The sequence below is a fragment of the Streptosporangium sp. NBC_01755 genome (genome assembly GCF_035917995.1).
In the GTDB taxonomy this organism is placed as follows: Bacteria; Actinomycetota; Actinomycetes; order Streptosporangiales; family Streptosporangiaceae; genus Streptosporangium.
This window is the reverse complement of record NZ_CP109131.1, coordinates 7961582-7981533: the sequence shown is the minus strand read 5'-3', so window position 1 is coordinate 7981533 and position 19952 is coordinate 7961582. Positions and strand designations below refer to the sequence as shown.

General features: G+C 68.7%; 15 protein-coding genes and 1 pseudogene. 13 read left to right on the top strand and 3 right to left on the bottom strand.

The window, feature by feature from the left end:
* The first annotated feature begins 20 nt into the window (after positions 1-20).
* From OG884_RS36505 to OG884_RS36455, 11 genes are all read left to right on the top strand, one after another.
* Positions 21-1703, top strand: coding sequence for an amidohydrolase (locus OG884_RS36505; RefSeq protein ID WP_326640541.1), 1683 nt, complete (start codon positions 21-23; stop codon positions 1701-1703).
* The gene (locus OG884_RS36500; protein ID WP_326640539.1) at positions 1696-3060 is read left to right on the top strand and encodes an amidohydrolase family protein; all 1365 of its coding nucleotides are present in this window, start codon (positions 1696-1698) and stop codon (positions 3058-3060) included. The genes OG884_RS36505 and OG884_RS36500 overlap by 8 nt, the downstream gene beginning before the upstream one ends.
* Positions 3057-4001 (top strand): ABC transporter permease, encoded by a 945-nt coding sequence (locus tag OG884_RS36495; RefSeq protein WP_326640537.1) that lies wholly within the window; start codon positions 3057-3059, stop codon positions 3999-4001. Before OG884_RS36500 ends, OG884_RS36495 begins: the two co-directional genes overlap by 4 nt.
* Positions 3998-5935, top strand: coding sequence for a dipeptide/oligopeptide/nickel ABC transporter permease/ATP-binding protein (locus OG884_RS36490; RefSeq protein WP_326640535.1), 1938 nt, complete (start codon positions 3998-4000; stop codon positions 5933-5935). The genes OG884_RS36495 and OG884_RS36490 overlap by 4 nt, the downstream gene beginning before the upstream one ends.
* Positions 5932-6933, top strand: a complete 1002-nt coding sequence (locus OG884_RS36485; RefSeq protein ID WP_326640533.1) for an ABC transporter ATP-binding protein — start codon at positions 5932-5934, stop codon at positions 6931-6933. The genes OG884_RS36490 and OG884_RS36485 overlap by 4 nt, the downstream gene beginning before the upstream one ends.
* Positions 6934-7014: 81 nt before the next feature.
* Entirely contained in the window at positions 7015-8265 is a 1251-nt protein-coding gene (locus OG884_RS36480; protein ID WP_326640531.1) for a M24 family metallopeptidase, read from the top strand.
* 17 nt (positions 8266-8282) lie between these two features.
* Positions 8283-9311, top strand: a complete 1029-nt coding sequence (locus tag OG884_RS36475; protein ID WP_326640530.1) for a thiamine pyrophosphate-dependent dehydrogenase E1 component subunit alpha — start codon at positions 8283-8285, stop codon at positions 9309-9311.
* 75 nt (positions 9312-9386) lie between these two features.
* Positions 9387-10367, top strand: coding sequence for an alpha-ketoacid dehydrogenase subunit beta (locus OG884_RS36470; protein ID WP_326640528.1), 981 nt, complete (start codon positions 9387-9389; stop codon positions 10365-10367).
* A 25-nt stretch (positions 10368-10392) separates the two neighbouring features.
* Entirely contained in the window at positions 10393-11322 is a 930-nt protein-coding gene (locus tag OG884_RS36465; RefSeq protein WP_326640526.1) for an NAD(P)-dependent oxidoreductase, read from the top strand.
* Positions 11323-11616: 294 nt separating this feature from the next.
* Positions 11617-13071, top strand: a complete 1455-nt coding sequence (locus tag OG884_RS36460; RefSeq protein WP_326640525.1) for an NAD-dependent succinate-semialdehyde dehydrogenase — start codon at positions 11617-11619, stop codon at positions 13069-13071.
* Positions 13072-13265: 194 nt separating this feature from the next.
* Positions 13266-13910, top strand: a complete 645-nt coding sequence (locus OG884_RS36455) for a hydrolase (protein WP_326640523.1) — start codon at positions 13266-13268, stop codon at positions 13908-13910.
* A 55-nt stretch (positions 13911-13965) separates the two neighbouring features.
* On the opposite strand, the gene OG884_RS36450 is transcribed toward OG884_RS36455, so the two are convergent.
* Both OG884_RS36450 and OG884_RS36445 read right to left on the bottom strand, forming a co-directional pair.
* Positions 13966-15033, bottom strand: coding sequence for a hypothetical protein (locus OG884_RS36450; protein ID WP_326640521.1), 1068 nt, complete (start codon positions 15031-15033; stop codon positions 13966-13968).
* A gap of 146 nt (positions 15034-15179) precedes the next feature.
* Positions 15180-15482 (bottom strand): AMP-binding enzyme, encoded by a 303-nt coding sequence (locus OG884_RS36445; protein ID WP_326640520.1) that lies wholly within the window; start codon positions 15480-15482, stop codon positions 15180-15182.
* Here OG884_RS36445 and OG884_RS36440 point away from each other — a divergent pair.
* Together OG884_RS36440 and OG884_RS36435 are read left to right on the top strand one after the other, a co-directional pair.
* Complete coding sequence (locus tag OG884_RS36440; RefSeq protein WP_326640518.1) at positions 15471-15680, top strand: hypothetical protein; 210 nt, start codon at positions 15471-15473, stop codon at positions 15678-15680. The two genes, OG884_RS36445 and OG884_RS36440, sit on opposite strands and share 12 nt — an antisense overlap.
* Before the next feature lie 250 nt (positions 15681-15930).
* Positions 15931-17136 (top strand): annotated as a pseudogene (locus OG884_RS36435) (RNA-guided endonuclease InsQ/TnpB family protein); the annotation flags it as partial.
* 918 nt (positions 17137-18054) lie between these two features.
* Here OG884_RS36435 and OG884_RS36430 read toward each other — a convergent pair.
* Entirely contained in the window at positions 18055-19845 is a 1791-nt protein-coding gene (locus tag OG884_RS36430; protein ID WP_326640515.1) for an ABC transporter ATP-binding protein, read from the bottom strand.
* Between the last annotated feature and the right edge of the window lie 107 nt (positions 19846-19952).

Below are 19952 nucleotides of genomic sequence, written 5' to 3'. Positions count from 1 at the left end.
ACAACCAAGACGGAGACACCATGGTTCTGCCCTCGCCTGCGCACCATACGCCCGACCTGATAGTCGTCAACGGCCGGATCACCACGATGGCGGCCGGTGACGACCCCGCCGAGGTGGAGGCCGTCGCCGTCGTCGGCGACCGCATCTCGGCCGTCGGAACCACGGACGAGATCAGGAGTCTGGCCGGACCGGCCACATCCGTGGTCGACGTCCAGGGCAGGCGGGTCATCCCCGGCCTCATCGACTCGCACGTCCACATCATGCGAGCCGGACGCACCTGGAACGACGAGGTGCGCTGGGAGAACGAGCAGACCCTCGACTCGGCTCTCGACGCCATCCGGCGGCGGGCCGCCGCGCTGCCCCCCGGCACCTGGATCAGGACCATCGGCGGCTGGCACCCCGGACAGTTCTCCGAGGGACGCGGCCCGACCCGTGAAGAGCTCGACGCCGTGGCCCCCGACCACCCGGTCTACGTGCAGTTCCTCTACGACTGGGCGGTCCTGAACACCGCGGCGTTGAGGGCGATCGACCTCGACGACGAGCTCGTCCGCGAACTCGGCGCCGAGCACTTCGAGACCGACGCGGACGGCGAGCTGACCGGCAAGGTCACCGGCACGCAGATGATGAAGTGGTTCTACCGGAGGATGCCCACCCCCACCTTCGAGGAGCAGATCGCCTCCACCGCGGCGATGGCCCGCGAGCTGAACAGGCTCGGCATCACCGGAGCCATCGACGGCGGCGGCATGAACAGCGGCCCCGACACCTACCGGGCGATCTACGAGACGTGGCGGCGTGGCCTGCTGACGGTACGTACCCGCCTGACCGTGCATCCCTCCGAAGCCGGCACCGAGTTCGAGGAGTTCGCGGGCTACCAGCGGTTCACCCCGCTGGACCTGGGCGACGGGATACTCAGCGTCCTCGGCGCGGGTGAGCTCATCCTGTACCGCTCACTCGACAAGATCAGCCAGCCCGCCGACGTCGGCGAGGGCGCCCGGCACGATTTCCTTCAGATCTTCCGCGACCTGGCCAGGAGCCGCTGGACGATCCACGCCCACGCCCACCAGCACGAGACCATCGACGCGATCCTGTCCGCCTGGGAGAAGGTGCACGCCGAGTACGACATCAGCGGCCTGCGCTGGTCTCTCGTGCACGCCGAGCCGCTCAAGCCCGTCGACCTTGAGCGGCTGAAGGCGCTCGGTGGCGGCGTGCTCGCCCAGGGCCTCTTCCGCTTCCAGGGCGAGGACGCGCTGAAGATCTGGGGAGCGGAGGTCGTCGCCGAGGCGCCGCCGTTCCGGAAGATGCTGGAGATGAGCCTTCCGGTGGGCCTCGGTTCTGACGCCATGCGCGTCGCGTCCTACAACCCCTTCACCACGCTCGCGTGGTTCCTCACCGGTCTCACCGTCCACGGCAACCGGACACTGGCCCCGCACAACCTGCTCTCCCGCGAGGAAGCACTGCGCGGCTACACCGCCTCCGGTGCCTGGTTCAGCTTCGAGGAGGCCGAGCGCGGTCGCCTCCAGCCCGGTTACCTGGCCGACCTCGCGGTCCTCAGCGAGGACTACTTCGCAGTCGAGGTGGAGCGGATCCCGCTCCTTGAGTCCCTTCTGACCATCGTCGGCGGCCAGGTCGTGTACCGCGCCGAGCCGTTCGACAACCTGCCCGTCACCACCGTGACCCGACCCCTGGGAGTGTCTCGTGTCTGAACGTCGCCTGCTCGTCAAGGGCGGAATCGTCCTCACCATGGACCCCGTGCTGGGAGACGTCCTGGGTGACGTCCTCATCGAGGACGAGCACGTCACGGCGGTAGGCTCCGGCCTGTCCGCGGAGGGCGCCGAGGAGATCGACGCCCGAGGCATGATCGTGCTGCCCGGTCTCATCGACACGCACATGCACTCGTGGCAGACGCCGCTCAAGGGGCTCTACGCGAGCGGGTGGACCTCCGAGGACTACCAGGACAACGTGTTCTCGCTGCGGGAGAGCTTCACCCCCGCCGACATGTACGACGCCACGTTCGCGGCGGGCGTCGAGATGATCGACGGCGGCGTGACCGGCGTGCTCGACTTCTGCCACAACATCATGTCGCCCGAGGCCGCGGACGCGTCGCTCCGCGCCCACCGTGACAACGGCCAGCGCGCCCTGTTCGGCTTCGGCATGCTGGGCAGCTTCGACCAGCTCGGCGTCGACCACCAGTGGCGCCTGGACAAGGTCCGCGACCTGCGAGGCGAGGTGGGCACCGACCCCGCCTCGCTCATCCGGATCGGCATGGCCGTGTCGTCCATGGAGTACCGCTCGGTCGAGCAGGTCGAGGCCGAGGTCTCGATGGCCCGCGAGCTGGGCCTGCCGATGACCTTCCACCAGAACGTCGGCGGCCAGATCCGCGAGCTGCACGGCCTCGGCCTGCTGGGCGGCGACATCCTTCCCGCGCACGCCAACGTCGCCGCCGACGACGAGCTGGAAATGCTCGCCGACTGCGGAGGGGGCATCTCCTTCACCCCGGAGGGCGAGTTCGGCGGTGGGCGCTCCATGACCGTAATCGGCCGTGCCCTGCGCGCCGGGGTCACCCCGAGTCTCGGTGTGGACACGGCGGCGCGGAGCAACGTCGACCTGTTCGCCCAGATGCGGCTCACCTTCGCGCTGATGCGCTGGATCCAGGCCGCTGAGGAGCGCGAGGCGGGCCGGCCGCAGACCAGGCGGCCCGGCGTGCCCTTGGTCGACCCCCGGCACATGCTGGAGTTCGCCACGGTCAACGCCGCCCGTGCCATCGGCCTTGGCGATCACCTGGGCAGGCTGGCCCCCGGCTACCTGGCCGACCTGATCGTGGTGGACCCCGGCCCCTACGGCATGGGCCTCGGGGACCCGGCCGACCACGTCGTGCTGCGGACCTCCCCGGCCGACGTGGACAGTGTCGTGATCGGTGGCGTCGTGCGCAAGCAGGGCGGAAAACTCACCGACCTGGACGCGGGTGACGCGGGCGCGGCCGTGCAGCGAGTCAGGAAGCGGGTGCTCGGCGAGAGCCACCGCGCCATGCCGCCACACCTCAGGAAAGAACCGGTCGCGTGATCAAGTTCGTCGCCGGACGGCTGCTGTCGGCCCTGCCCACGCTGCTGCTGGTCTCGTTGTTCGTGTTCCTCCTCGTCCACGCGGCGCCGATCGACCCGGTCGCGCAGATCCTTGGTGAGGGGGCCTCGATCGAGGACAAGCGGATGCTCGCCGAGCAGCTCGGCCTGGGCAGGCCGGTCGCGGAGCAGTATGTCTCCTGGCTGCTGTCGGCACTGGGCGGCGACCTCGGCGCATCGCTCTACACCAGCCTTCCGGTGTCACAGTCGATCGCCGACGGCATCGGCATCACGCTCTCCCTCGCCGTGGGGGGCATGGCCATCGCGCTCGTCATCGGCATTCCCCTCGGTGTCCTGGGCGCGCTGCGCCCGGGCAGCCCGGCCGACCGTCTCCTGACGGTGCTGGTCTCGGTGGCCCTGGCCGTCCCGAGCTTCTGGCTGGCGCTGCTGCTGGCCCTTGTCTTCGCGGTGAACCTGGGGTGGTTCCCGGTCATCGGATACACACCGCTCACCGAGGATCCGGTGGCCTGGCTCATGGGCCTGGTGCTTCCGACGTTCGCGCTGGGCGTGCACACAGCCGCGGTCATCGCCCGCCAGGTGCGCAGCGCGATGATCGAGGCCCTGGACTCGCCCTACGTGCAGACCCTGCTGGCCAGAGGGATCCGCCGGAGGACCATCGTCCTGCGCTACGCGACGAAGAACGCGATGGTGCCGGTGCTCGCCGTCGTCGCCATCCAGATGTCGGTGCTCGTCGCGGTCAGCTTCGTCATCGAGCGCATCTTCGCCGTCCCCGGCCTGGGGACGCTGCTCATGGACAGCGTCGTACGGGCCGACTACCCGGTGCTGCAGGGCACGATCGTGGTGGTCGCGGTCATCGTCCTGCTGGTCAACCTCGCCGCCGACATCGCGTACGGCCTGATCAACCCGAAGGTGAGGCCACAGTGACCACAGAACCCGTCGCCCTCGCCGCCGCCGGCGCGACCTCCGGCGACGCCCCGGACGTCCCGCGCACGTCCGGAATGTTGCGCCGGGCCCTTCGGCAGCCGGTCACGCTCGTCTGCCTGGCCATTCTGGCGCTCCAGCTCGTCCTCGCCGTGGCGGCTCCGCTGGTGGCGCCGTACGACCCCCTCCAACCCGATGTCCAGCACAGGCTGGCAGGTCCCAGCGGCGTCCATCTGCTGGGCACCGATGACCTCGGCCGGGACACCTTGTCGCGTCTTGTATACGGCACCCGGACGGCGCTGATCGCCTCAGCGCAGAGCGTGGCGATCGGTCTCGTTCTGGGGGTGGGCCTCGGCATCTTCGTGGGATACCGCGGAGGCTGGTGGGACCGGGTGGGCATGCGGATCGCGGACGTCATGCAGTCGATACCCGCGCTGCTCATGGCCCTGGCTCTAGTGGCCGTCATCGGCAACGGCCTGGGCAAGGCGATGCTCGCCGTGGGCATCGTCTTCGCGGAGAGTTTCATGAGGATCTCCAGGGCGGTCGTCCTCGCCGAACGCGAACGGCTCTACGTGGACGCGGCCAAGGTGGTGGGCCTGCGACCGTCGGCGATCATGTTCAGGCAGGTGCTGCCCAACATCGCCCCGCCGCTCATCGTGCAGGCCTCGATCGCCCTCGGTACGGCCCTGCTCATCGAGGCGACCCTGAGCTTCCTGGGCATCGGTGTCGACTCCACCCAGGTGAGCTGGGGGTCGATGCTCGACGCCGCGCGACAGCACGTCAGCGAGCAGCCACTGCTGGCGATCCTGCCCGGGGTGGCCATCACCCTCAGCGTGCTCGTGTTCAACCTGCTGGGCGACGGCCTGCGCGACGTCGGCTCCCCGCGCGGCTCCGCCACCCCCGTCAAGAAGGCGCGGCCGCTGTCGGTGAAGGAGCGGCCGGCCGAGGCCAGGACCGCAGCCGACGCTCCGCCCGCCGACGCGCTGCTCGCCGTCCAGGGGCTGACCGTCACCGGCGGCGCGGGCGCCGAGCTGGTGTCAGAGGTGTCGTTCCACATCGGACGCGGAGAGACCTTCGGCCTCGTCGGAGAGTCGGGGTGCGGCAAATCCATCACCGCTTCCGCCATCCTCGGGCTGCTGCCCAAGGGCGTCGCCGTCTCCTCGGGGTCGGTCAGGCTCGGCGGAACCGAGCTCACCGGGCTCGATGGCGACGAACTCCGCCGGACCCGCGGGCGCCGGATCGGCATGGTGTTCCAGGATCCGATCTCGGCGTTGTCCCCGGTGCACACCGTGGGGCGCCAGCTCGCGGACTCGATCCGGGCGCACAGTGACATGTCCCATGCCCAGGCGGAGGAACGGGCGGCGGAACTGCTCGCACTGGTCGGCGTTCCCGCACCGCGCAAGCGGCTGCTGGACTATCCGTACCAGTTCTCGGGAGGCATGGCCCAGCGCGTCGTCATCGCCGGTGCGCTGGCCTGTGACCCCGAGCTGCTCATCGCCGACGAACCGACCACGGCGCTCGACGTCACGCTCCAGGCGCAGGTGCTGGATCTGCTGGCCGAGCTCCGTGAACGCCTGTCGATGTCCGTCCTGCTCATCACCCACGACCTCGGAGTGGTGGCGGACCTGTGCGACCGGGTCGGCGTCATGTACGCCGGGCAGGTCGTCGAGGTGGGCACCGTGAGAGGGACGTTCACACAGCCCCGCCACCCCTACACCGAGGCGCTGCTCGCGGCCATGCCGCACGGTGACGGCCACGGCACGACGCTCGCCACCATTCCGGGACGGGTGCCACCCGCCTGGGCGTGGCCGCAGGGCTGCCGGTTCCACCCGCGTTGCGCGTACGCGGTCGAAACGTGCGCGACCGACGCCGTACTGCTCGACGACGGAGTACGGTGCCGCAGGACCGCCGAGCTGAAGCTGGCAGGTGCTCGATGAGTGGCGAACCCTTGCTGTCCGTTCAGCACCTCACCGTCAGATATCCGCTCGGCCGGAGCATCGTCGGACGCTCCACCACCCTCACCGCCGTACGCGACGTCAGCTTCGCCATCGGGAGCGGGGAGACCCTGGGGCTCGTCGGGGAGTCCGGATCCGGCAAGAGCTCAATCGGCCGGGCCATCCTGCGGCTGGCTCCGATCTCCGGGGGGCGCGTCGTGTTCGACGGAAACGACGTCGCCGCCTTCGGCCGCAGACCCCCGCTCTCCTTCAACCGCGACGTGCAGGTGGTCTTCCAGGACCCGATGTCGTCGCTCAACCCCCGCCAGACGATCGGCGTGACCATCGGGCAGGTCATGCGACGTCACCGACGTCTATCGAGCCGGGAACGCGACCGCGAGGTCGTCTCCGTGCTCGACAGCGTCGGACTGCCCGCCTACCACGCACACCGCTACCCGCACGAGCTCTCGGGTGGGCAGCGCCAGCGCGTGGCCATCGCGCGAGCGCTGGCGACCAAGCCCCGGCTCATCGTCTGCGACGAGCCGGTCAGCGCTCTCGACGTCAGCACCCAGAGCCAGGTGATCAACCTGCTCATGGATCTCCAGCGGGATCTGGGCGTCAGCTACCTGTTCATCGCCCACGACCTCGACGTCGTGCGCCACGTCAGCGACACCATCGGTGTGCTCTACCTCGGGCGCCTCGCCGAGCTGGGACCGGCGAAGCAGGTCTACGACACCCCGGCGCACCCCTACACACAGACGCTGCTGGCCTCGACCCTCGTCGCCGACCCTGACCGCCAGGCAGAAAGAACGGCCCGGCGCAGGGAACTGGGGCCCGGATCCGAACCCCCCAGCCCGCTCGACCCCCCACCTGGCTGTCCCTTCCACACACGCTGTGCCTGGGCCGATGACGTGTGCAGGACGACGGCACCGCGTCCGGAGGCCTTCGAGTCACCGGACCGCCTGGTGGCCTGCCACCACGCCGCCCTCGTACGCGGCTGATCACCCGATCGACAGAAGTACGGTCCGTGCCGGAAGACCGGCACGAGCCGTGCGTCTTCGCCAATCCCTCAGGAGATACATATGACCGTTCCAAGCATGCCCGTGGCTCCGGCTCCCGGTCACGCGCTCGTCGACTTCGAGGAGCGCGTCAACTTCGACCGGCTCCGGCGCTACCGGATCGAACGTATCCAGCAGGCGCTGGAGGCGTCCGAGCTCGGCGCGGTGCTGGTGTTCGACAACAACAACATCCGCTACCTGACCGGCATCGCGATCGGCGAGTGGACCAGGGAGAAGCTGTCCCGTTACGCCGTTTACACCCGTACCGGCGAGCTCATTCTGTGGGACTTCGGATCGGCCGCGGTGCACAACCGGATGTATGCGCCGTGGATGAAGCCGGAGAACTGCCTGTCGTCGTGGACCACCATGCGCGGCGCCGTGCCCCCGGCGGCCGATCTGATGGCGAACGCGGTGCGGGAGATCAAGGGCCGTCTCGCAGACGCGGGAGTGGGCGGGATGCCGATCGGCGTGGACATCGTCGACATGCCGATGCTGACCGAGCTGGGTCGGCAGGGCGTCGAGGTGCGCGACGGCCAGCAGGTGATGCTCGACGCTCGCCAGATCAAGAACCGGGACGAGATCACCCTGCTGTCGATGGCCGCCGCCATGGTCGACGGCGTCTACCAGGACATCGTCGAGGCGCTGAAGCCGGGCATCCGTGAGAACGAGATCGTCGCCCTGGCCAACAAGCGTCTGTACGAGATGGGCTCCGACGACGTCGAGTCGATCAACGCGGTCTCCGGAGAGCGCTGCAACCCTCATCCGCACAACTTCTCCGACCGTATGATCCGCCCCGGCGACCAGGCGTTCTTCGACATCATGCACTCCTACAACGGCTACCGGACCTGCTACTACCGCACGTTCAACGTGGGCCGGGCGACCTCCGCGCAGCGGGACGCCTATGTCCGGGCGCGCGAATGGATGGACGTCGCGATCGATGCGATCAAGCCGGGCGTCTCCACCGCCGACGTCGCCCGGCTGTGGCCGACCGCCGCCGAGATCGGCATGGAGGACGAGAAGACCGCCTTCGGACTGCTGTTCGGGCACGGCCTCGGGCTCGCGCTGCACGAGCGGCCGATCATCAGTCGCCTCACCTCGCTGGAGAGCCCCATGCAGATCCAGGAGGGCATGGTCTTCGCCCTGGAGACCTACTGCCCGGCCACAGACGGGGTGTCCGCCGCCCGGATCGAGGAGGAGGTCGTGGTCACCGCCAACGGTGTCGAGGTGCTGACGAAGTTCCCAGCTGAAGAGCTCTTCATCGCCAACGAGTACTGATCGGAGCAGACGCAACCATGTTCACCGACGCCACGCACACACCCGCGGGTACGGACGACGACGAGGCGATCTCGACGGAGATCGCGCTGGCCATGTACCGGACGATGAGCACCGCCCGCAAGTTCGAGAAGCGGGCCTACGACCTCTTCCTGCAGAACCTGGTGAAGGGCACCACCCACCTCGGGATCGGGCAGGAGGCCGTAGCGGCGGGTGTGGCCGCCGCCATGCGGAAGGACGACTACTCCTTCATCACCTACCGCGGCCACAACCACCTCATCGCGCGGGGAACGCCCCTGCCTCCGCTCATGGCCGAGCTACTCGGCCGGGACAACGGCCTCATGCACGGCAAGGGCGGGTCGATGCACCTGATCGACGTCGAACGCGGGATCCTCGGCTCCTACGCGATCATCGGTGCCCAGCTGGTCATCGCCAACGGCGCGGCATGGTCCGCCCAGTACCGGGGGAGCGGGCAGGTCACCGTGTGCTTCTTCGGTGACGGCGCCACCAACATCGGGGCCTTCCATGAAGCCCTCAACTTCGCCGTCATCTGGAAACTCCCGGTCGTCTTCGTCTGCGAGAACAACCTCTACATGGAGTACACGAGAATCGACGGTGTCACCGCGGTCGCCCACCCGGCGGCCGACCGCGCGAGCGCCTACAACCTGCCCTCGATCCTCATCGACGGCAACGACCCCGACGAGGTCTACCTCACCGCGAAGCGGGCCGTCGACCAGGCGCGAGCCGGTGGCGGGCCGTCCCTCATCGAGGCGGTCACCTACCGGCACGGCGGGCACTCCAGGGCGGATCCGGCCAAGTACCGCGATCCGGAAGAGGTACGTGACTGGCTGACCAGAGACCCGCTCCCCGCCTATCGTTCGAGGCTCGTCGCGAGCGGTGTCCGGGAGGCGGTGCTGGACGCGATCGACGCAGAGATCATCACGCAGGTCGACGAGGCGACCGAGCAGGCCAAGGCGGGGGCATGGCCCAGGCCGGAACGTCTCCACACCAATGTCTGGAGTGATGGTGGAGCGACCTGGCGTAACTGAACACCGGGCGGGCGGCAGGCCATCCTCACGGCCGGGCCGTACGTCCGGCCGCAACATGAAAGTGGGACACACACCGTGACTTTGCTGACCTACCGGAGCGCTGTCGCCCGCGGCATCGCCCAGGAGATGCGCCGAGACCCCAACGTGGTGTTCTTCGGCGAGGACGTCGCCGCCGCCGGCGGCGTTTTCAAGACGACCGTCGGCCTGCTGGAGGAGTTCGGCCCGGACCGCGTCCGCGACACCCCGATCAGCGAGCAGGCCATCCTCGGCGCGGCCATGGGCGCGGCCATGACCGGTCTGCGGCCGATCGCCGAGATCATGTACAGCGATTTCTTCGCGGTCTGCTGGGACCTCGTCGCCAACGAGATCGCCAAGAGCAGGTACATGTCCGACGGGCAGGTGTCCTTTCCCCTGGTGATCCAATGCGGCAACGGGGCCGGGCTGAGGTTCGGCGCCCAGCATTCGCAGTCGATCGAGAACTGGGCCATGGCCATCCCGGGCCTGAAGGTCGTCGCCCCCGCCACGGCCGCCGACGTCGTGGGCCTGATGGCAGCGGCGGTCCGTGACGACGATCCAGTGATCTTCTTCAACCACAAGGCCCTGTACGCCTCCAAGGAGGAGGTTCCTGATGGGGAGATCGTGGACCGGCTCGGCCGGGCCGTCGTCCGGCGCGAGGGCGGCGATGCCACCGTCGTGGCGCTTGCCGCGATGGTCCCCAGGGCGCTGGCCGCCGCGGAGCGCCTCTCCAGCGAACAGGGCATCGAGTGCGCGGTCGTCGACGTGCGTAGTCTGGTCCCACTGGACACCACGACCATCCTGGCGGAGGTCGCCAAGACCGGGCGCCTGTTCACGGTGGAGGAGAACCCGCGGCTGTGCGGCTGGGGCGCTGAGATCGTCTCCATCGCCACCGAAGAATGCTGGGCGTCGCTGACCGGCGCACCGGTACGGATCACCACCCCGCACATTCCGCTGCCCTCCGCCGATTCTCTGGAGGATCTCGCGATCCCCTCGGTGGACCGGATCGTCGACACGGTCTCCACAGCACTGTCCCGATGACCCGGGCGCTTTCCACACAACGCAGATGACCGAACGTAAGGAACGAACGATGAACAGCAATTTCTCTGACAGGCTCGGCTGGCTCGGCACCGGGCGCATGGGCGCCGTGATGGTCGAACGCCTCCTCGCCGGGGGCGCCGACGTGACCGTCTGGAACCGTACCCGGGCCAAGACCGAGCCCTTGGTCGCCAAGGGGGCCAAGGCCGTCGACGTGAAGGGCGATTTGCGAGACGCGGACATCGTGTTCGTCATGGTGTCGGCATCGGCCGACCTCCTCGACGTGACTCTCGGCGAGGGCGGGCTGCTCGACGGCGAGCGGCTGCCGGCCGTCATCGTCGACTGCTCCACCGTGTCCGCCGAGGCGTCGGCGGAGGTACGGCAGGCCGCCGCGGAGCGGGGTGTGCAGTTCCTGGCCTCCCCGATCAGCGGCAACCCGCACATGGTCGCCGAGGGCGGCGGTGCCATCGTGACCTCCGGTCCCGAGGAGACCTTCGAGCGCGTGCTGCCCTACCTGAAGCTCATCGCCCCCACGGCCGTCCACGCCGGTCCGGACGAGCAGAGCAGGCTGGTGAAGATCTGCCACAACCTCATGCTCGGCATGATCACCCAGTCGCTGGTGGAGGTCACCGCGCTTGCCGAGAAGGGTGGCGTGCCCCCGGCGGCGTTCGTCGACTTCATCAACGGCTCCGTGCTCGGCTCGGTCTTCATCAAGCACAAGGGCAGGGCGATCGTCGAGCGCGACTACACCCCGACCTTCAACAACAAGATGCTGCGCAAGGACTTCGACCTCGGCCTTGGCGCTTCCCGCGCTCTGGAGGTTCCGATGCCGGTCGGCGCCATCGTCCACCAGCTCATCCAGACGGCCATCGGCCACGGGTTCGCGGAGTCGGACTACGCGGCCCTGTACGAGGTCGAAGCACGCGCGGCCGGCCTGCGCCCGCAAGAAGCCCGATAGGCGACGCCGGAGGTCGGCGTCGAAGCGGAAGGACCAGAGATGACCCGCAAGCCTCTCGGGGGTATCGCCGCGATGTCTCGCGGGAGTCCTGGTCACCGCATGTTCCGGTGCCGACGGCGGGTCCTCGCCAATTCGTGACAACCCCGTGGAGGCGCGGTGCCGCAACCCACCCGGGCCGGGGCTTCGGGCGAACGACCGCGGTCGCCCGGAGCCCCAAGGAGGACATATGACAACAACCGATCCGTACTCGCCGCCCGCCTCACCAGCGGGCGCCACCGGAATGGACGTGGAACGATGAGCACACTGAACGCGCTGGAACGGTGCCCCACCGAGCTGCTCATCGACGGTGAGTGGCGCCCCTCGTCCGACGCGCACCGCCTCGACGTCGTCGACCCCGCCACCGGCGAACGCCTCGCCGAGGTCGCCTCGGCCTCGCAGGACGACGCGGTCGCCGCCGTGGACGCGGCCTCGCGTGCTCTGCCGCGATGGGCGAAGACGCCATCGAGGGAGAGGTCGGTCATCCTGCGCCGTGCCTTCGAGTTGATGACGGCACGCGCCGAGGAGTTCGCGACCCTCATCACCCTGGAGAACGGCAAGGCGCTCTCGGACGCCCGCGCGGAGGTGAGCTACGCGGCGGAGTTCTTCCGCTGGTACTCAGAGGAGGCCGTACGGCTCGCGGGAACCGTGCAGACCGCCCCATCCGGCGACTACCGCATTCTGGTGGAGCGCGCTCCCATCGGGGTGGCCGTGCTCGTCACGCCGTGGAACTATCCGGCCGCAATGGCCACCAGGAAGATAGGGCCCGCCCTGGCGGCCGGCTGCTCCGTCGTGCTGAAACCCGCCAGCGACACCCCGCTCACCGCCCTGGCGATCGGCGCGCTCCTGCTGGAGGCCGGGGTGCCCGCCGGGGTGGTCAACGTCATCCCCGCGCACCGCTCCGGGACGGTCGTCAAGACCATGCTGGACCAGTCGGCCGTGCGCAAGCTCTCCTTCACCGGCTCCACGGAGGTCGGGCGGTTGCTGCTGCGCGACGCGGCGGACCGGGTGATCAGTACCTCGATGGAGCTCGGGGGGAACGCGCCGTTCCTCGTCCTTGAGGACGCGAACCTCGACGCGGCGGTCAAGGGGGCGATGGTCGCGAAGATGCGTAACGGTGGGGAGGCCTGCACCGCGGCGAACCGGTTCTACGTCCACGAGTCGGTCGCCGACGAATTCGGTGCGAGGTTCGCGGAGGCCATGCGCGATTTGCGGGTGGGGCCGGGACTGGACGAGGACACCCGGTTGGGGCCGCTGATCAACGCTTCGGCGCGGGAGAGGGTACACGATCTCGTGTGCGACGCGGTCGAGCGCGGAGCCAAGGTACTTACCGGCGGCCGGATCCCGGATCGGCCGGGCTACTACTATGAGCCGACGGTTCTGGACGGGGTCACCGCCGGCTCCGCGATCCTGAAAGAGGAGATCTTCGGCCCGGTGGCGCCCATCGTCAGGTTCGGCAGCGTCGCGGAGGCGGTCGAACTCGCCAATGACACCGAACACGGGCTGGTCTCCTATGTGTACACGGCGGACCTGCGCCGGGGGCTCCAGCTCGCCGAGGCGCTGGAGACAGGGATGGTGGGGCTCAATCGAGGCGTGGTCTCCGACCCGGCTGCCCCGTTCGGCGGGGTGAAGGCGAGCGGCCTCGGGCGCGAAGGCGGCCACGAAGGAATGCTGGAGTACACCGAGACCAAGTACATCGCGACCTCCTGGTGAATCCCTCGGGGTGTATCGCGCCGTGGCGTCCGCTGATCTCCTGGTCGGCGTAGCCCGGTGGCAGGGCCGGTTCAGGGCGGTTACTCCAGGTCAGAAGGGGTAGCCCATGCCTGACGACACCGAGAGTGAGCGATTGGCGACGATGCGCCGTCTGTTGGCCGCATGACTCACCATGACTGAGGGGAGCTGCCGTGATGACCAGCGAGCGCATCCGAGATCCGGAGACCGATGAGCTTTTGACGCCGAAGAACGCGGCGGTTGTCATCATCGACTATCAACCGGTCCAGGTGAACTCGATCGCTTCGATGGACCGCCAGTCGCTTGTCGACAACATCGTCGGGCTGGCGAAGATCGCACGCGCCTACGAGTTGCCGATCGTGCACTCGACGGTCAACGTCCAGACCGGGCTCAACAAACCACCGATCCCGCAACTGCGGCAGGTCCTCGGTGACCTACCCACGTACGACCGCACGTCGATCAATGCCTGGGAGGACCGCGAGTTCGTCGACGCGGTCAAATCCACCGGCCGCGGGAAGCTGGTGATGGCGGCTCTGTGGACGGAGGCCTGCCTGACGTTTCCCATGCTCGACGCGCTGCGTGAGGGCTACGAGGTCTATCCGGTCGTGGACGCCGTCGGTGGCACGTCGCTGATCTCCCACGAGGTCGCGCTGCGTCGAATCGAGCAGGCCGGAGCACGACCGATCACCTGGGTGCAACTGTTGTGTGAACTGCAACGCGACTGGTCCCGCAAGGAAACCGTTGGTGATTTCACGAGGCTCTTCATCGAGACAGGCGGTACCGCGGGCCTGCAGTTCGCCTACGACCGCGACGAACGCTGACCGACCAACCGTGAGGCTCGCAGAACTACTCGGCGGCCGGGGTCACGTGGGGCCCTCATCGCCCCTGACACCCGGACGCCCCGGAACGCTCCGGCACCTCGAAGTGCTCCGACACACGCTCGGCGTTGAAGGCGCCGCGCTCGGTCACGATTCTGGTCACCAGGTGCGGAGGGGTGGCGTCGAAGGCGGGGTAGTGGCCGGTCACGCCCTCGCCCGCGGTGCGCTTCCCCAGCACGTGCAGGACCTCGTCGCCGTCCCGCCGTTCGATGACGACGTCGTCGATTCCCGGCGCCTGGGGGTCGGGCGCCGGGATCAGCACGTAGTACGGGACGTCGAAGGCGCGGGCGGCCAGTGCCACCCCGAGGGTGCCGACCTTGTTCACCACGTGGCCGTCCATCGTCACCCGGTCCGCCGCGGTCAGCGCCACGTCGGCGAGCCCGTCGGCCAGCACCGAGGCGACCATCCCGTCGGTGATCAGGGTGGGCCGGTAGCCCATCTCCACCAGCGTCGGCGCGGTCAGCCGCGCTCCCTGCAGGTAGGGCCGGGTCTCGGTGCAGACGAACTCCAATCGCTTGCCCGCCTGCTGTGCGGCCTCGACCGTCGCGATCAGGTAGGCGTCGGCCCAGCAGTGGGTGAGGACGCGGGCGCCGTCCTCCAGCAGCGCCGCCGCGTGCCTGCCCAGGGCCGCGCTGCTCGCCTGGTAGGCCGCGTCGTGCTCGGTCGCGGCCCGGGTCACGGCCTCCACCAGTTCCTCCCCCGACGCCTCGGATAGCGGCCCGTCCACGGTGGCGGCCAGGATCGCGTGGACGGCGTCGCGGATGTGGTTGTTCGTGGGCCGGGTCGCGATCAGCCGGTCGCCCGCCCCGCGCAGCCGGGCCGCCGCCAGGATCGGCGGCTCGGCACGCGCCTCACGGGCGGCCAGGGTCATCCCGGCGGTCGCCGCGAAGGAGGGGCCGGTGCTCTGCGTGACCATTCGCTCGATGGCCACCGCGACGTCCTCGCTGGTGGCGCAGCGCACCCAGCGATGCTCGAAGGGGTAGACGCGGCGGTCGAGGATCTCCACGGCGTCGTCGGTGATCCTGACGGAGTCGGCGAGGAGGGGTCGTCTCCGGGTTATCTTCATCAGATACCTCCAGCGGTGGGCGGGACCCGATCACAGTACCGGCGCCGCCTGGCGTCACCGCGATCCGGTCGTGCCCCGCGCTGCTGCCCTCTTCCGCTCTGTTCGAACGGTGACATGCCACCAGGGTCCAGGTGTGGCCCTGTCGGTTATCGGCGAATGGGCGGATCTGCGCGTGCGGCCTCCCGGTCCCAGGTGGCCGGGGTGATCCCGGCCTGTCTGAGGTGGAACTTCTCCACCTTCTGCGTCGGCGTCTTCGGCAGCCGGTCGAGGAACTCCACGTACCGGGGGACCATGTGCGGAGCGGCGTTGTGGGCGCAGTGCTCGGTGAGCTCCTCGGCGGTGAGGCTCGCGCCGGGGCGCAGCACCACGCAGACCTTCAGATCCTCCTCGGTCAGCTCGCTGGGCACGCCGACGGCCGCGGCCTCCAGCACGCTCGGGTGCCCCTCCACGACCTGCTCGACCTCGTGGGCGGAGATGTTCTCGCCCCGGCGGCGGATCCCGTCCTTGGCGCGGCCGCAGAAGTAAAGGTGGCCGTCCTCGTCGAGGCGGCCGAGGTCGCCCGTGCGCAGCCACTCGCCATGGAAGGCGGCGGCGACCTGCCTGGCCGCCCGCGCCGCCGCCCGAGAAGCGGCCGGGATGTTCGGTGACCACCTGGACCAGTGCCTCGTTCAGCGCCTCCGGGGGCTCGCCGCACTCGGACTCGGCGTGCATGATCGCCCGGTCGACGCCCTCGGAGTCCATGGCGGCCAGCAGGTCGGGCAGCGTGCCGTCTTTCATCTAAACCCTTCCAGCGTGGAGACCCCCACCTCTAGGCGTGGGGAGGAAACACGGCACACTGCCGCGCGGATGGAGTCGAACGTACTCGCGAGGCCTAACGGATCGTGCAGGATGTGAGGCATGGCGCAGACGGTGAAGCGGGCTTTCAAGTTCCGTTTCTATCCGACCCCTGAGCAGGCTGCTGAGCTTGCCCGGACGTTCGGCTGTGTCCGCCTGGTCTACAACAAGGCGCTGGCGGAGCGCAGTCGCGCTTACACCCTCGAAGGGCGCCATGTCTCCTATGTGCAGTCGTCGGCGGAGCTGACGGCGTGGAAGCGCACCGATGAGCTGGCGTTCCTGAACGAGGTGTCGTCGGTCCCGCTCCAGCAAGCCCTGCGTCACCTTCAGGCGGCGTTTGCGAACTTCTTCGCCAAGCGGGCCAAGTATCCGACGTTCAAGTCCCGCAAGAAGTCGCGGGCCTCGGTCGAGTACACCCGCTCCGCGTTCAAGTACCAGGGCGGTCAGCTCACCTTGGCAAAGATGGACGGCCCGCTGAACATCGTGTGGTCGCGCCCGCTGCCGCAGGGGGCCGAGCCGTCGACGGTGACGGTGTCGAAGGACGCGGCCGGGCGGTGGTTCGTGTCCATCCTGTGCGAGGACAGGATCCGTCCCCTGGACCCGATTGACGACATGGTCGGCATCGACGCCGGGATCACTTCCCTGCTCACCTTGTCGCGGCCGATCGCCGGTGTCACCGACGAGGCGGGGAAGGTCACCAACCCCCGGCATAAGCGCGCCGACCGCGACCGGCTGGCCCGCGCGCAGCGCGCCCTGGCCCGCAAAGAGAAGGGCTCGAACAACCGGGCCAAAGCGAAGGTGAAGGTCGCGCGGGCGCACGCCCGGATCAGCGACCGGCGCCGTGACCACCTGCACAAGCTCACCACCTCGATCGTCCGCGAGAACCAAGTGATCGCGATCGAGGACCTCACAGTGCGTAACCTGGTAAAAAACCGCCGACTGGCCCGCGCCATCTCTGATGCCTCCTGGCGTCAGGTGCGGTCCATGCTGGAGTACAAGGCCGCCTGGTACGGCCGGGAGCTGCTGGTCGTGGACCGCTGGTTTCCGTCGTCGAGGCTGTGCTCGGCGTGCGGCAGCATTGCTCAGTCCATGCCGCTTGGTGTCCGCGAGTGGGTGTGCGCTTGCGGCGCGGTCCACGACCGCGACGTCAATGCCGCGAAGAACATTCTCGCCGCCGGGCTGGCGGAGAGGTGAAACGCCTGTGGAGGGCTGGTAAGACCCGACCCGCGAAAGCGGCGAGGGCGCGGCCCGGTGAAGCAGGAAACCCGACCCGTGAGGGTTGGAATCCCCCGGCTTCAGCCGTGGGGAGGAAGTCAACTTGCCGGTCAGTCCCAGCACGCGGTCGTACTGTTCGGTCTGCCGAGAGGGGGTTATGAACTGCTGATTGTTGCGTCAGCATTCGTCGGTTTTTCCCCGTGTCCTTCGGCACGGTGGACGGACGCCGTGGAGGGAACGGCACGCGATGCCGGGGTGGACACCACCACGAGGGCGGACTCCGTGCTTGGGGCGAGAGCGACCATTCCCCAAAGCTAGGCTCTCCGTCATCGAACGACGGCAATGAGTAAAAGGCGGGGTAGGGAGGTGCGGTCCACCGGCCGCCGGTGTCTCTTCGGTGGGACGTGCCCGGATGGTGGTGTAGCGAAAACCAAGCCTGTCCTGTCTGGGCGCACCCGCGGTCGCACCGGGTGGTGTTCTGGGCCCGGGGCGGGAGTTGAGCGTGGCCCGTCCTTCAGCCGTTTGCGTGGTCTCGACGTCGCCCAGAGTTGCGGGGAGACGCCAAACGCCCGTGGAGGAGCGGTAAGACCTGGCACTCGTGTCGGGCACGCACCGATGAAACGGGAACTTCCGAAAAGGAGAACGCAGCCGCGGCAACGCGGCGGCTCGCTGAGCCTCGCAGGAAAACACCGAGAATCAGCGAACGGCGTTGTAGGTTGCGGTCTTGCGCAGATGCTGGGGAACCGGACCTGCGCGTCGATGATTCTCATACGGAGGACTTCGGGAAGCGGAATGACAAAAATATCAATCGGTTGATTAGTGCAGAAGCGCTCCTGGATCTTCTGGGCTCCATGATTTCTCAGCCGGAGGCGACCTGCGGGAAGAGCATCGATCGATTGGCCACCCTTGAACCGGTGGTGCGATGGCCCACTCCTAGGCCATCGCACCGGTCTCCTGACGCGGGCCGACGGGTCAGCCGGGAAGGTCCCGGTGGTCGGAGATGCTGTCGATCCAGGCACGGTGCAGGTCGGCGTAGCGCCCCGCCCGCCCGGCGAGCTCGCCTGGTGATCCGTCCTCGATGATCCGGCCGCCGTCCATCACCAGCACCCGGTCGGCGATCTCGACGGTCGACAGGCGGTGCGCGATGATCAGGGCGGTCCGGTCCGCCAGGATCGTCCGCATCGCCCGCTGCACCAGCCGCTCGCCGGCGACGTCCAGGCTGGACGTCGCCTCGTCGAGGATCAGCACCGCGGGGTCGGCCAGGAACGCCCTGGCGAACGCCACCAGCTGCCGCTGCCCCGCCGACAACCTGCCGCCGTGCTTGCCGACCTGCGTGTCGTACCCCTCGGGAAGCGCCGAGACGAACGCGTCGGCGCCGATCGAGCGGGCCGCGGCCACGATGTCGGCCATGCTCGCGCCCGGCCTTCCAAATCCGATGTTGTCCGCCACCGAGCCGCTGAACAGGAAGTTCTCCTGTGTCACCAGGACGATCGCGGCGTGCCGCGACTCCTCGCCGAGGTCGCGCAGGTCGACCCCGTCCAGCAGCACCCGCCCCGCCACCGGGTCGTAGAACCTGGCGACCAGTTTCGCCAGCGTGGTCTTGCCCGCCCCGGTGGTGCCGACCAGCGCCACGGTCTGCCCGGCGGGGACCAGCAGGTCCAGCCGGGGCAGCACCGGGGTGCCGTCCAGATAGGAGAACTCCACCTGCCGGAACTCGACCCTGCCGTGCGGCCGCTCCAGCGCCACCGGGTCGCCCGGCTCGGCCACCGCGGGGCGCTCCTGCAGTACGCCGGAGAGCTTCTCCAGCGCGGCCCCCGCCGACTGGAACGTGTTATAAAATTGCGAAATCTCCTGCATCGGCTCGTAGAACTGGCGAAGGTAGAGCAGGAACGCGGCCAGCACGCCCACCGTGACCTCGTCCCGGATCGCCAGCATGCCGCCGTAGAGCAGGACCGCCGCGACCGTCACGTTCCCGATCAGCTTGACGCCCGGTGAGAAGATCGCGATCAGGCGCATGCTCCGCAGGTTGGCGTCCCGGTAGTCGGCGTTCAGCTGGGCGAAGATCGCCTGGTTGCGCGGCTCCCCGCGGAACGCCTGGACCGCGCGCATGCCGGCCATCGACTCCACGAAGTGGACGATCACCAGGGCCACGGTCTCCCGGGTCCTGCGGTAGATGATGCTCGACTGCCGCCGGAACCACCCGGTGAACAGCACCAGGACCGGCAGCGGCAGTAGCGCGACCACGCCGAGCTGGACGTCCAGGACGAGCAGCAGGACCGCCGTGCCGACCAATGTCAGCACGGCGGTGACGAGATCGTCGAAGCCCGACTGGAGCATCTCGGAGATGGCGTCGATGTCGGAGGTGAGGCGGGAGACGACCCGGCCCGAGGTGTAGTCGTCGTGGAAGGACAGCGACAGCCTCTGAAAGTGGCCGAAGACCCGCCGCCGCAGCTCCAGCAGGATGCTCTGGCCGATGCGTCCGGCCATCCTGAGGAACACCTGCCGGGTCACCAGCTGGATGACCGCCGCGGCCAGGATCGCCGAGACGACGGTCAACAGCGTCTCCGGCCCCGCGCCCGCGACCATCGGCGGGATGCCCGCGTCGATGCCCACCTTGACCAGGTAGGGGATGGCGAGCGAGGCGACGTTGCAGGTCACGATGATCGCGACGAGCAGGACGATCTCCCCGCGGTACGGGCGCAGCAGCTCGCCCAGCAGCCGCCTGGACCTGCTGCGCAGCAGGAACGACACCTGCTCCGACAACTCGTCCTGGTTCTCCGCGGCGACCCCGCGCCATTCCCCGTTCCCTTTCCCGTTCCCTTTCCCGTTCCCTTTCCCTTTCCCTTTCCCTTTCCCTTTCCCGTTCCCTT

Bases quoted from the DNA above. Each gene is read 5' to 3' on its own strand.
- OG884_RS36505 (WP_326640541.1), top strand. From the start codon at position 21: ATGGTTCTGCCCTCGCCTGCGCACCATACGCCCGACCTGATAGTCGTC.
- OG884_RS36485 (WP_326640533.1), top strand. From the start codon at position 5,932: ATGAGTGGCGAACCCTTGCTGTCCGTTCAGCACCTCACCGTCAGATAT.
- OG884_RS36480 (WP_326640531.1), top strand. From the start codon at position 7,015: ATGACCGTTCCAAGCATGCCCGTGGCTCCGGCTCCCGGTCACGCGCTC.
- OG884_RS36475 (WP_326640530.1), top strand. From the start codon at position 8,283: ATGTTCACCGACGCCACGCACACACCCGCGGGTACGGACGACGACGAG.
- OG884_RS36465 (WP_326640526.1), top strand. From the start codon at position 10,393: ATGACCGAACGTAAGGAACGAACGATGAACAGCAATTTCTCTGACAGG.
- OG884_RS36460 (WP_326640525.1), top strand. From the start codon at position 11,617: ATGAGCACACTGAACGCGCTGGAACGGTGCCCCACCGAGCTGCTCATC.
- OG884_RS36455 (WP_326640523.1), top strand. From the start codon at position 13,266: ATGACCAGCGAGCGCATCCGAGATCCGGAGACCGATGAGCTTTTGACG.
- OG884_RS36450 (WP_326640521.1), bottom strand. From the start codon at position 15,033: ATGAAGATAACCCGGAGACGACCCCTCCTCGCCGACTCCGTCAGGATC.